Annotated in this window: 10 protein-coding genes and 3 pseudogenes; 4 read left to right on the top strand and 9 right to left on the bottom strand. The window is 37.5% G+C overall.

Annotated elements, in window-relative coordinates; all coding sequences use genetic code 11:
- Positions 1–336: 336 nt before the first annotated feature.
- The 3 genes and pseudogenes from RMY63_RS39935 to RMY63_RS39925 all read left to right on the top strand — a co-directional run.
- Positions 337–1431: a hypothetical protein gene (locus RMY63_RS39935; RefSeq protein WP_322733964.1), complete on the top strand. Its 1095-nt coding sequence runs from the start codon at positions 337–339 to the stop codon at positions 1429–1431.
- Positions 1432–1545: 114 nt separating this feature from the next.
- Positions 1546–1689, top strand: a pseudogene (locus RMY63_RS39930) (IS4 family transposase); the annotation flags it as partial.
- A 17-nt stretch (positions 1690–1706) separates the two neighbouring features.
- Positions 1707–1928: pseudogene (locus RMY63_RS39925) on the top strand (transposase); the annotation flags it as partial.
- A gap of 125 nt (positions 1929–2053) precedes the next feature.
- On the opposite strand, the pseudogene RMY63_RS39920 reads toward RMY63_RS39925, so the two are convergent.
- From RMY63_RS39920 to RMY63_RS39885, 8 genes and pseudogenes are all read right to left on the bottom strand, one after another.
- Positions 2054–3121 (bottom strand): annotated as a pseudogene (locus RMY63_RS39920) (TIR domain-containing protein); the annotation flags it as partial.
- A 457-nt stretch (positions 3122–3578) separates the two neighbouring features.
- Positions 3579–4076 (bottom strand): hypothetical protein, encoded by a 498-nt coding sequence (locus RMY63_RS39915; protein WP_322733963.1) that lies wholly within the window; start codon positions 4074–4076, stop codon positions 3579–3581.
- A 55-nt stretch (positions 4077–4131) separates the two neighbouring features.
- Positions 4132–4344, bottom strand: coding sequence for a hypothetical protein (locus RMY63_RS39910; RefSeq protein ID WP_322733962.1), 213 nt, complete (start codon positions 4342–4344; stop codon positions 4132–4134).
- Positions 4345–4421: 77 nt separating this feature from the next.
- Positions 4422–5411: a GUN4 domain-containing protein gene (locus tag RMY63_RS39905; RefSeq protein WP_322733961.1), complete on the bottom strand. Its 990-nt coding sequence runs from the start codon at positions 5409–5411 to the stop codon at positions 4422–4424.
- Positions 5412–5464: 53 nt separating this feature from the next.
- Complete coding sequence (locus RMY63_RS39900) at positions 5465–6889, bottom strand: toll/interleukin-1 receptor domain-containing protein (RefSeq protein ID WP_322733960.1); 1425 nt, start codon at positions 6887–6889, stop codon at positions 5465–5467.
- 151 nt (positions 6890–7040) lie between these two features.
- Positions 7041–8138 (bottom strand): pentapeptide repeat-containing protein, encoded by a 1098-nt coding sequence (locus tag RMY63_RS39895; protein ID WP_322733959.1) that lies wholly within the window; start codon positions 8136–8138, stop codon positions 7041–7043.
- A 63-nt stretch (positions 8139–8201) separates the two neighbouring features.
- Positions 8202–8363 carry a hypothetical protein gene (locus tag RMY63_RS39890; RefSeq protein WP_322733958.1) on the bottom strand — a complete coding sequence of 54 codons (162 nt, stop codon included), beginning with the start codon at positions 8361–8363 and terminating at the stop codon, positions 8202–8204.
- Positions 8350–8487, bottom strand: coding sequence for a hypothetical protein (locus RMY63_RS39885; RefSeq protein ID WP_322733957.1), 138 nt, complete (start codon positions 8485–8487; stop codon positions 8350–8352). The genes RMY63_RS39890 and RMY63_RS39885 overlap by 14 nt, the downstream gene beginning before the upstream one ends.
- A 467-nt stretch (positions 8488–8954) precedes the next feature.
- On the opposite strand from RMY63_RS39885, the gene RMY63_RS39880 reads away from it, so the two are divergent.
- A complete protein-coding gene (locus tag RMY63_RS39880) occupies positions 8955–10019 on the top strand; it encodes a toll/interleukin-1 receptor domain-containing protein (protein ID WP_322733956.1) in 1065 nt (354 codons plus the stop codon).
- 111 nt (positions 10020–10130) lie between these two features.
- Here RMY63_RS39880 and RMY63_RS39875 read toward each other — a convergent pair whose 3' ends face one another.
- A complete protein-coding gene (locus tag RMY63_RS39875; RefSeq protein WP_322733955.1) occupies positions 10131–12278 on the bottom strand; it encodes a pentapeptide repeat-containing protein in 2148 nt (715 codons plus the stop codon).
- Between the last annotated feature and the right edge of the window lie 74 nt (positions 12279–12352).

Genomic DNA, 12352 nt, shown 5'->3' with positions numbered 1-12352 from the left:
TACAAGGACGGCTTTGTTGCTTCACTACAGTCTCCTAAAAATACTTATCAACGCGCATTGAATCATATCTTAGTCACTTTGAACCATATTTTGTCATCTAAGTTGTACTTATTAGTCATTTTTAGAGAATTATTCGGGAGAAGTTTTCGATTTTTAGTTATGACAACTCTAGGCTTTATTATGATTCACAATTAGGACACGCGGACATAATTTTATGCAAAGTTTTATGTGATGTTTAGGCTATAACCCTTAAAATGTCGTTAATTTTTGGTCAGGGTATGATTCACAATTTGGTCATCCAGGGGGTAAAAGCACAGAAAAATTTAGGAGGAAATTATGACTACAGCATTAAAAGCAATCAACGGTGGCAGCAAACAGCGAAGCGATCGCAAACAGACGGATGTAGAGAAATCGATTAGACCACATTGCAAGGTATCGATTGAGGATATCAACTGGGTTCGTCAACAGCCTCCGTCTGTGCAGCAGCTTTGGTTAGATAGCGTAGCGGCTGAACAATTCGGGGGTTCTGCCCATAAACTCGATACTAACCTCACCTACAAATCTTTGCAAAAAGCAGGTGCGGCGCTGACTGCTCAAGGACTATTCCAGTTTGAGGAAGTGTTTGGTCGCTTACCTTCTGGTAGACCAGGACTGATTAGCTACCGTGTCCGTAACCTTCACGGTTATTACAATCGTTTTTACTGGGAATCGTCCACGTCTGCGGAAACCAATTCTTGTGACGAGAAAGCCGTCCACGCCGGGGAGAAAATAAACCAACCCGAACGGAATGAAAACCACCCCAAAGTGGAACAAATCCAGCCTGATTTGGAATCATTCCAAAAGAATGGTCAAAAAAGTGAGGATTTACAAGGGTTCCAGAAACCTAACATCGTTTTTAACAACCCATTAACTACCTACCAACAACCAACTAAGGTTGTTGGTATGGTAGTTGGTTCTGACGCGCCAACTGAAAATCCGCGTGAGGAGGAGACGGCTCACGCGCCTTTGGGGGGCGCTTCGCCTCAACGTATCGAAAGCGCGTCAGAACTTGAAGAATTGCCTGTGGCAATGGACTGCACGACGCTGGCGCTTGTGGATGCTGTACTAAGTCAACCTGCTCCGTTGTTGGCTGAAAATCAAGATTGTGGTGTTGAGCCGAGAGACTGTCATGAAGGTGCTTGTTCCGCCGCGCCCATCACTGAAAAGTGGTCGCATGAGGCGATAGTTGCAAGGACAAATGCACGACCGGGGCGTATGCAGAAACTGAAAGTTGCAGGAAATTCGGGGCAGAATCCGGGGTTTGAATTCTTGCAGGAGTGCTGGAGTGATGACCCGGCTCTTGGAGTACTTATTAAAAAGCTCATTGTTAAGTTTCCACAGTGGGGAATTGTTTGCGTGGATGGAAAGTTGCATGAATGGAAGGTTGTTTGAATGGAAAGCATAGTAAGGATTTTAGAAAAACATTATGAATACACGCATGTCTTTGAAATCATCAATCTTGTAGGCTTTATATCTGGCAATGTAGTAGCCAAATGAGGCTATCCTTATTATCGTGGCTTTCGATATGTTGGTGAAATGTTAAAAATGCTTCCGGAAATGCCTGAGCCTATTTTACTAACCCAGATTTTTGCCAAGCTTACTTCTTTAGGACGTATTCATAACGTTTCCACAGGCGTTGAACCCTCGTAAATTGGCAAAGGTATTGTTGGACATTAGATATTACCTTTCATGAGGATGAGTCCCGAATTCGTTCTCTGCACAGCTCACAAAACTTTGCTTTACTACGTCGTATTGCCCTGAATGCATTAGAGCGAGAATCATCTTTTCGTCGCAGTATTCGCCAAAAATCACGACGAGCAGCTATGAACGATCACTATATGCTTTCTGTGTTGGCTGCGGCTCTCTCAAACTCAGTACCTCTGCCATAATCCCGCTGTCAATAGGGTTTGAGACGCGCTAACCCTGACCTGAATCCTTACGCTCAATCATGCAGCCTTTTCACACCTTTCACCAATTCATTTAAAAATTGCCCGTGAATTTCTTGAGATTTAAGCTTTAGATAATTATGTCCTCTTAAGAATAAATACTCACTTGGTATTTCGTCAACCCCTTGAAGTAAAATAGGGATGAGTATAATTTTTTCTTCTTCTTTCTCAACCTTTTGTCGATATAAAGCCTTTATTTCCTCTTTCTGCCATTTTCCTGTCCCGTGTGAACCGAAAAAAATAGCGGCACATTTTATTTTGGGAATTGCCTGTTCTATTGCTGCTTGAAATTCCTCTCCAGGGCTAATGTTGTTTTTATCTATCCAAGGCTTTATCTTACGTTCTTCAAGTGCATCTGCAATTTTTATAATGAAAGGCTTATCGCGACTGTTGTGACAAAGAAAAACATCAAAATCAAATGTTTTTAATTTCTGTGCTACTGGTTGCCGTTGCTGTTTAACTGAATTTGAAATAGGTTCTTCTCTTAACAGTTGGGTATAAAGTTCATTTAGCTTATTTGCCACGTCATCCCAACTAAAAGTGCTAATGATATCGATATTGCCTCTGGTCGAAATGAGTGATCGTATGTCTCGCTTTTCCTGCGGACTAGTTGCCACAATACATTCTGCTGTCTCCAACACCTGTTTTTCCACTTCTAATCGCTGGCTAGCAATCAAGGGAATTGTTTTAATCGTGTTATATTTGACTGCTCCTAAAGAGTGGTATGTGTGAATCTGTTTACTCCCTTGTATTGCCTTTAACTGCATACCTACCCAGCTAGAAAGCCAGTAGTTGGTGTGAACTAAAGGGTATGTAATGCTGTTTTTTATTTGAAATGTAAGTAAATTCTCTACAAATTCTGGCAAATAGCCAAAAAGATTATCTCGCAGCACAAACTCTACGGGACCAGCTTTTAAACGGATAGTTCGACAGTTATCGCTATGTTGAACAATCGAGTCTTGCTCTAGACTCACCTTGCGAGTAAACATATCAACTTGCCATCCTAGCTGTGCTAGTGCTTCACCCACATGGCGCACATAAACATTTTGTCCTCCAGCTTCTTCTTTCCCAATTTCAATCGCTGGGTCTACATGGACGGAAATCAAGGCGATGCGTTTTTCGGTGGTAGAGTTCATAGTTTATACGTTGCTGATTTTAGCAAGATATCGAATTTTTCAAATGTGCTATGCAAAAATTCTACTCGAATTGTTGAGGAACATTGAATAGTTGATATTTTAATTTAACTTCAATGGCAATTACTATTTTGTGGAATGATTCAGTCATTGTTTCATCTACATAGACAACTTTTCAGTGACTTTTTGGAGTCACTGTTTACCTTGATGGGCATTAAATTAAAAGTACCAGACAACTTCACGTTCTCTCGGAGTTTATAGGGGTTTTCATATCAACAGACGACACCGATTAAACCAACCTCAAAAATCATCGAATGAGATTTGCTCATCTACAATTTTTCGTCTAACCACGGGTTTAAAAGATGCAATCTTAGATGTTTAGCAATTTCTCTAACTTGAGGTTTATTTAAAATATTGTGAGCGATAAATACATCAAACTTAGACATTTACAGATTCCTTGTTATTCGTTCACACCAGCAATTACAGCCAATGCATTCGCATACTGCTCCAAGTCCTTCCTTAACGATTCCAATTCATCTCTTAATTTTGGTTCTTCAGACCAATTGCACTCATGCTCTTTCGGACTCTGGTGCGGCGGACGCTGGGCTTCCCATGTCTGTAATAGTGGATGCCATTTGGACAGAAACGGACGCAACCCATTGTTTAGCACTGCGATCGCAATCCCGCCAACTGAATCATGAGTTGCTCCCACATCTGGTCCACCCTCTTTAAGAACTTGCCGTGTCACAGGGAACAAGTTGTACAAGGATGATAAAGCCTCTCGCAAAAGTCCATTGTCTGCTTCCAAAGGCTGAACAGCAATGCGGGTTACAAGTTCAACGTACAACGACCAAGCTGCTCTACGCTCTGTTGGATCTGCTTCCCATTCCACAGAACCTATTCCAAAGGGCAGGCTGAAAGACACTTTTTTAATTTTGGCGGGGTCAGATTTAGGCATGAGTTTGTCGCACTGTTAAGGGTTAATTCTTTATAAGTAAGTAAAATCATACTTTTTACTTACCTGTTTTCTCAGCCTCTAATGCTGATACTCTTTTTTCTAATTCAGAAACTCTGCGTGTCAGTGGCACATCCTCAGCACAACCAAGGTAGTGAGCTAAGGCATCAATCATCACTTTTGTCTTTGTCATACCATTCTGCTTGGCGTAACCCATTAGCCTCTGTTCTAGCTCTGAGGGAATTCTGATACTAAATTGAGGTGATGTCATACTGTAGAGTCCACTGTATAGCTTTAGTGTAGCAGTGTCCTTTTTGTATGCCAGGAAAAAATACTTAATTTTAGATATTACAAGTCTTGCCGTGCAAATAGACAAACAACTCCTGGATCATCTTTTGCAAATTTACCGACTTGCCCTACCTCTCGTGTAACGGGAATAATCTCTGTATACTTGTATGCTCCAACTTGACTCAGAATATAGCAATAAGAACAAGGAAGATGCCCAGGGGGAGCATCAAGAGAGTAGGTAATACTGAAGTAGAATACCCAATCAAGCTTATGCCAACCGATCTGCTTGCCAAACTTGGCGTAGTCTCGATTAACTTCTTGCCAAATCCGCTTCTGTACACTAAAGCCAAAGTGTTCCTTGCTAAACTTTAACCATAAAGTGTCAATGGTACGCAAGTCTATACTGGGAAAAATTTTGATGTTACCTACGTCTAACCAGCCTTCTTTTTGTCGATTAGCTACCTGAAGCATCACAGACGTAGTTTCTTGATCTGCTTGTTTCCACTTTCCCTCCGCTAGAAAATCATGTAGTTTTTTATAATTTATTCCCTTGGCAGAACTTAGGTCATTAGATTGTAAAACATCGGTTTCAATAACCTGTTTCTGGTTTGATTTTTGCTCTGGCTTCCGTCCAGTAATACCCCACTCTAATTGGTACAAAGCTTCAACATCATCTATTCCATTAGTAAAACTTACCCAATGATGTTGGGCAAGGAAAAGCAAATCTTTTGGTATTTCATTAACTCTTGGTAACAATACAGGAATAATAGTTTTTACATTCTCAGCCTGCACAAATTGACTATAGAGACTTTGTAATTCTATATATTGCCATCTACCTAATCCTGCTTGTCCAATAAAGATAACAGCAGATTTAACGTTATTTATTGCCTTTTGAATCTCAAGTTGAAAAATTTTTCCTGGAATAATTTGTTCTTCATCTAGCCATACTTTTAGTCTGCGCTGCTTCAATGCAGACGCAACAAACCTTACTTGAGGCTTATCCTGAGTATTATGAGCTAAAAATACATCAAATTTGGGTAGATCATTCATTAGATGAAGTTATATTGTAAAATTACCTGCATAGTTTAAGAAAAAACTATAACTTATATATTGAGAAGGCAATTACCTTTTACTTCTATTAAAGCAGGTTCCTGATTGGCATAGAACTGCTTCCTTTGCCCACGGAACTGCACAGATAGCATATTGTTATTAATTAAAGTCAACTTTAGCTCTAATATATGTTCAACAGTGAAAGTCATTTTTAAATAATAAATTGCAAGAAGACGTGCATGAATTAAAAATACTTGTATTTTTTTATTAAGACTTCTCCATAAATCCAGGAAAATACACTTTTCTATTTTAAGTGAATTATTATAGCCTTGTATACAATAATTCAGTGTACAATGTTTTTGATTAGTTTTCGTAAGTATAGATGATTCGTTAAGTAAAATAAGACGCGCACGCAACTCTGCAATTTTATCTGCACTAAATCCGTTAATATTAATTTCTGTAAAACTATCTATTTGCCCTTGGAAATATGGTTTTAGGGTTAGAGTAAATCTATTTTTACCTTTTACAGATTTTACTAAAACACTTTCTATGTGCATTATGTCTGCATCATTTTGATAAACATAAGTAATTTGTTTTTTGTTATAATTTTCTGGTTGCAATCTACGTAAAATTGCTTCTTTTTCGGTATCAGTAGATACAATATTAAGTACGATACTTTGATCTGTTTGAGTCTCAACTAATTCTGTTTTAAATAAATTATTGTTTAGCAAAACCCAAGCGCCTGAATTATTAATAGTTGTTGCTTTATTTTTTGAAGCTCTAATAGTAGAAGTTGACTTAGCTTTCCGCCGATTAGAAGCTGGATTTGATTCGTTTATTTTAGCTATTCTAGTGCTTGACAGTTTTACATTAGTAGGCTTCACACTGGGTATTATATTTGTAGTCTTACTTTTGGAAGTAGCAATATCTGGGCTTGGATCTAAATGAGTATTTGGCTTTTTACTAGGCTTTAAATTTTCTTGCTGTGATTTTGTTTTTTTAAGAGGTGGCTTAAGTAATTTAGATTGATTATTCGATTTGTTTAGCTTTTGGTTTTCTTTTGTTTGTCTAATAGCTAACTTAAGCTCTTGGATAGCTTTTTCATCGTTTATGCTATTAATAAAATGTATCCATTTATGCTCTTTAAGAAATAGTAGTTCTTGCGGGAAATCGCTAACTCCTGGTAGTAAAACAGGAATAACCAAAATACCCCTTTCAATACATTGTGTATATAAAGTTCTTAATTCTACTTTTTGCCATCTTCCTAATCCGTTTTTACCAATGAAAATAATAGTAGATTTAATGTGTAAAATTATTCTTTGGATTTCCTCTTGTATAATTTGACCAGGTAGAATCGCATCTTCATCAAGCCAAGGCTTCAAACGCCCTCGTCTGAGCTTCTTTGCAATTTCTCTTACAAAAACCTTGTCTAGACTATTGTGCGCTAAAAATACATCAAATTCAAGCAGGTTATTCATTAGATAAAGTTATACTAAAACTTTCACTGCATAGCCCTAGTGTAGCAGTGTATTTTTTGGATGACAGTATAAATTTAAGTTAACAAGCTAATATTTAATCGAATAACAGTACATAACTATTACTCTTATCTAATTCTTTTTTCTAATCAAGCTATTCTTGCCCTCTAACAGCTTCCTTACGTTTTCGCTCTAACAACTCTTGTGCCATCATCTCAGCAGGACTAATAACCATTTGTTCAAAGTTTTGCATTAAATGTTCAAGATTTTCATAATAAAAATCATCAAGAATCGAACGATGATTGACTCTGAGATTACTTATAGAGACAGCAATATTCCCTCTTCCTTTCATAAATAACGGTTGAATCGATACAGAGACATTTCTTGCAATATGGGGTACTTCTTCAAGTACGATTCTAGAATCGGTAAAATCAGCAATAACAAATTTTGATATGTGAGCTAAGGTGGAAACTGTCTCTATAAAGTCATGAGATTCTGGTTTAGTAAAATCAAAAAGAATTGGTACATATCCTAGCTCACGCAACTTATTACGGATCGCTTGTAAAACTTCTAGCTGCTCTGGTGTAAATCTTCCTAAAATTAATACTGCTTTTTTGGCTACAGTATCAATAACATCTCGAATTTCTTTATTATTAATGAGTAAATAAATAAACTGAGCAACTTTGAGATTATCTACCGTAATAGTAGATTCTCCTTGAGGAGTAATAACTAAATTTGACTGATTTGCACCATCTAATTTTACTCCCCAAGCAGAGATACCATAGACCAAGCAATCTGTAATGTTTGCTCTCTCAAAATTTGTCTCTATCAATCGGGTAATTGTAAGGTCTGCTTGGCTTAGGTTTGCTCCATTAAAATTTGTTTTATATAAATGTGCCCCTGCAAGGTTAACTTTATTTAGGTTTGCTCCACTTAAATCTGCCTGACTAAGGTTTGCAGCATAAATATCTGCTTCGCTAAGATTTGCTCCACAAAGGTTGACTTGAATAAGATTAGCTTTGCTAAGGTTTGCTTTAATGAAATCTGCGTTACTCAAATCTGATTTCTGGATATTTACTCCGTGGAGATTCGCTCCTTTAAAATTCGCTCCTTGTAAATTTCTGTTAATAAGAACTGCTCTTTCAAGATTTGCCTCGCTGAAGTTGGGTTGTACTTCTGTATTTTTTTGCCTCCAATCATTCCATACTTCTGAACTTTGGATTAGTAGATTTAAATGCTCTTTATCTGCCATATAGTATTCAAATAGATTTTTATTAGCAAAGCTTTTAATTGTAACAGCTTAAAAAAGATTTTTCTAACTGCTTCCGTCTTGTTCGATAAAACTCAAAAGCCTTTCCTCGAACTGGGTTAAATAAAAGCGTTCCAACTCTCTCAAGTGCTTCAACACAGCACGGGCAGCTTCTTCCAAGCTCTTGTTTTCCCGTAACCGACTGATGCGATCACTAATCTGCTGCATCTGCTGACATTCCGATTCCAGGTAGTTCAGTGGCTTGAGATGGTCGATTCTTACAGTGTACTACCCATCCCACATTGTGACTGTACAACTGACCTCGCCCACATGGTTGACTATCGCTCAACATCCGCCCTTACCCCTGAGTTCCGGGATGTCCTTAGCAAGGATTTGGCATACTTTCCCCAGTTGGTAAGTATTGGGTACTTTGGTTCGCTCCATTATGCGCTGCACAACATTTTTCACGATCCGGTGTGAGAGTACTTTCCCGTTAGGAGACTCTACAGCTTGCTCGATAAGCTACTTTTGAAGGCGAAACTAGCTATCCAAAAGTTGGTAACTCTTGGAATAATTACATCGTTCTTCAAGCAAAGTTTAGGCAGCACTCTCAAAAGGATGGAGAATGGGCACTAGAACAACTAAAATCAGAACTTGAGGCTTTTGCTGATTCCAAAAAGACGCATCGAAAGCCCGATTATTATATCTTTGCTACTAATGTTGTCCTAACTCCTGTACAACACAAAGGTTCAAAAGATAAAGCTTACAATCTAATTCAAGAATTTAGTGAAAGAAGTAATTAAGTGGCGTGATAATTAAATGCGAGTTTTTGTAATTGGTGGAACTACAGCTGATCCCACTGAGCCAATGTTCAAAACACAGAAAGCTCTGCTTGAGCAGGCTTGCTATCAGCTAGGCTGTTCCTTGGGTACAGCAGGGCATTCGGTAATTGTATGCAGTCCATTTGAAAATAGTGCAGATATTGAGGTCATGCGAGGTTTCGCGGAAACATTGCCTCCACGCCCTGCTATTGAGATTCACTACCCAGATTCTCAAAGAGTAAACAGCCAGTTCAATGAAGTTCTTAGCCGTTTCCAGATATCAACGGTCAGCCGATACCCTTATCCTCCTCCACAAGTAGAAACTCGTGAAGCTTTTCAATATGCTTGGTTACTTTGCCAACTAAATGCTATTGAACGAAGCCATTTAACGATCGCAATAGGAGGCAAGCCAGATGGTGCAGCTAATATGTTACTCCTTATTGCTGAGGGAAAACAAAAACCACTCCTGCCAATTTCCTTTCTTGGAGGGGCTGCCAGCCAATCATTTTACCGTCGCCGTTATGAACTTACAGATCGGCTCGGCGAAGATATCGATGCGTTACAAGATTCTCAATCTATCAATAAAATTGTCTATCTTGCTGAACGTCTGGTTGATAGAAGGTCAACTTCAACAGTTAAAATTAAAGGAAATCGACCTAATTTTTTCATTAGTTATCCACGAGCTAGACCTGCGGAAGCTGACTATGTAGAAACTATTCTTAGACGGCGAAATATGGTAGTTTTCCGCGATGAAACAGACTTTGGTGCTGGCTATGACATTCCTAGAAAAATCCAAGAGGCAGTTTTCTCTGCTGATGTGTTTGTTGCACTTTGGTGTCGTGAGTATGCGTGCAGTCCTTGGTGCTTTGACGAAATGGAACTTGCACTTGAAAAGCACGCACAATCACAGCTTGAGCTTTGGATATTCTGTGTTGATGACACACGGATCATTCCACGACGGGCCAGAGATTTAGTTTTTTATCAAATAAAATCTCGTGATGAACTTGAGGGACGCATAGTGACGCTCCTTGAGCGCATGGAAAACACTAACTCTAAAAAATAATTGCTTGCCATAAAGCTAAATACTATAGCGCATAAAAAATATACTCAATTTATATAAGTAAAAAGTTATATTTCAAATTAATTATTTTGAATATTGTTTCAAGAATCTATGCTATTCTTGCTCTCTAACAGCTTCCTTACGTTTTCGCTCTAATAACTCTTGTGCCATGCTCTCAGCAGGACTAATAACCATTTGTTCAAAGTTTTGCATTAAATGCTCAAGATTTTCATAATAAAAATCATCAAGAATCGAACGATGATTGACTCTAAGATTACCTATAGAGACAGCAATATTCCCTGTTCCTTTCATAAATAACGGTTGAATCGGTACAGAGACATTTCTTGCAATATGGGGTACTTCTTCAAGTACAATTTTAGGATCTGTAAAGTCGGCAATAATAAATTTTGATATATGAGCTAAGGTGGAAACTGTTTCTATAAAGTCATGAGATTGCGGTTTAGTAAAATCAAAAAGAATTGGTACATATCCAAGTTCACGTAGCTTTTTACGAATTGCTTGTAAAACTTCTAGCCGTTCTGGTGTAAATCTACCCAAAATTAATACTGCCTTTTGAGCGACAGTATCAATTACATTCCGTATTTTATCATTTTTAAGTATTAAATAGAGAAACTGAGCCAATTCAATATTATCAATTATTATAGATACTTCATCATTTGGTTTAATAATTAGGTTTGTTTGAATTGTATTTGTTAAATTTAAATCCCATGCTGATATTCCCCAAATTGAACATCCTGTAATATTAGCATTTTCAAGATTAATACCTACTAAGTTAGCACCTATAAGAAGGGCATTGCTTAAATCAGTGCTGCTAAGATCACCCCAACTTAAATCAGCCCAACTTAAGTCTGAGTTAATCAAATTAGCATAACTAATACTTGCAAAGCTTAAATCTGCTTTGTAAAATTTTGCGAAAGCCAAATCAGCTCTATTAAGATTTGCATTTGTAAGTCTAGCATGAGTAAAATTTGTATGGCTTGAATTCGCATTTGTAAGATTAGATTTGGCAAGATACGAATCTTGAAAGTCGGCTCTTGAAAGATTCGAATTTTCAAAATTTACCTCATTGAGATTTGCTTGTAAAAGTTTTGCGTTGTTGAGGTCTGCATTACTAATATCTGCATTACTCATATTTGCCAAATTGAGATTTACGTAGCTTAAATTAACTCTAATTAACTTGGCTTCCACAAGTCTTGCTTCTTGAAAATTTGCTCCACTTAAATTTGCATCAGTAAGATTAGCCTGGGTAAGATTAGCAAAGTTTAGCTTTGCTCGGACAAGGTTTGCTCCATTTAGGTTTACTCTCTCTAAATCGACTCCGCGTAAATCTGCTCCTTCTAAATTAGTATTTTTGAGATCGGCTCCAAAAAACTTTGCCTTTGTTAAATCAGCATAACTTAGATTTAATCCGGCTAAATTGGCTCCATTAAGATTAGCTTCAAAAAGTTTTGCTTCACTAAAATTTACATTAGTTAAATTAGCACCTAGTAATATTACCCTTGCTAAATCCGCTTGATTAAAGCTCGCTGAATCAAGGTTTGCATCTATAAAAACTGTTTCACCAAGTTTTGCTCTAGCCAAATTTGCTTGAGTAAGATTCGCAGTGTTAAAATTTGCTCTAAAGAGATTCGCTTGACTTAAATCTACTCTAATTAAAATAGCACCTTTAAAATTAGCATTTCTAATATCTGCTTCCAATAATGTTGCTTCAGTAAGATTAGCATTAGCAAAATTGCCTTCAAAAAGATTCGCATTATTAAGTTTAGAACCTATTAATACTGCTTTAGTAAAATCAGCTGCTTGTCCACTGCATTTAGCTGATGTTATGTCTGCATTTATCAGGATAGCTTCATTGAATTTAATACATGATATCTCTGCCTCTCTAATTGTAGCTCCTGTAAGGTTGGCATTACTAAAATTTACCTGGAAAAGATTCGTGCTATCTAAGTTTGTATTAATGAGGATTGCTTGACTAAAATCTGCACCTCTAAGGTCTGCCCCAGTGATATCTGCATTAGTCAGATTCGCTTCCTTAAATTTTGCTCCTATAAGATTAGCTCCTCTTAAATCGGCATTAGTTAAATCTATGTTATTAAGCTTTGCTCCTTGAAGATTAACTCCTGACAGTTCAGGCTTTATTTCTTGATATTTCTTTCTCCATTTATTCCATTCTGATGTGCCTTTATTAATTACAGCCAAGTGTCTTGGATTTAAAATTTTATTCAACTCTCTCTCAACCATTTAAATTTCGTTTATTATAAACTGGAGTTTGGACTAAAGAGTTAGAGAAAAGCAGCCAGTAATGACACTGACTG

Origin of the sequence: Nostoc sp. ChiQUE01b, from assembly GCF_034531255.1 — a bacterium.
GTDB lineage: Bacteria > Cyanobacteriota > Cyanobacteriia > Cyanobacteriales > Nostocaceae > Nostoc.
This window is presented reverse-complemented; position numbering and strand designations above follow the sequence as displayed.

What these genes read in the sequence shown, in the direction of transcription:
- RMY63_RS39935 (WP_322733964.1), top strand. Translation starts at nt 337, where the DNA reads ATGACTACAGCATTAAAAGCAATCAACGGTGGCAGCAAACAGCGAAGC.
- RMY63_RS39915 (WP_322733963.1), bottom strand. Translation starts at nt 4,076, where the DNA reads ATGCCTAAATCTGACCCCGCCAAAATTAAAAAAGTGTCTTTCAGCCTG.
- RMY63_RS39910 (WP_322733962.1), bottom strand. Translation starts at nt 4,344, where the DNA reads ATGACATCACCTCAATTTAGTATCAGAATTCCCTCAGAGCTAGAACAG.
- RMY63_RS39905 (WP_322733961.1), bottom strand. Translation starts at nt 5,411, where the DNA reads ATGAATGATCTACCCAAATTTGATGTATTTTTAGCTCATAATACTCAG.
- RMY63_RS39900 (WP_322733960.1), bottom strand. Translation starts at nt 6,889, where the DNA reads ATGAATAACCTGCTTGAATTTGATGTATTTTTAGCGCACAATAGTCTA.
- RMY63_RS39895 (WP_322733959.1), bottom strand. Translation starts at nt 8,138, where the DNA reads ATGGCAGATAAAGAGCATTTAAATCTACTAATCCAAAGTTCAGAAGTA.
- RMY63_RS39890 (WP_322733958.1), bottom strand. Translation starts at nt 8,363, where the DNA reads ATGCAGCAGATTAGTGATCGCATCAGTCGGTTACGGGAAAACAAGAGC.
- RMY63_RS39885 (WP_322733957.1), bottom strand. Translation starts at nt 8,487, where the DNA reads ATGTTGAGCGATAGTCAACCATGTGGGCGAGGTCAGTTGTACAGTCAC.
- RMY63_RS39880 (WP_322733956.1), top strand. Translation starts at nt 8,955, where the DNA reads ATGCGAGTTTTTGTAATTGGTGGAACTACAGCTGATCCCACTGAGCCA.
- RMY63_RS39875 (WP_322733955.1), bottom strand. Translation starts at nt 12,278, where the DNA reads ATGGTTGAGAGAGAGTTGAATAAAATTTTAAATCCAAGACACTTGGCT.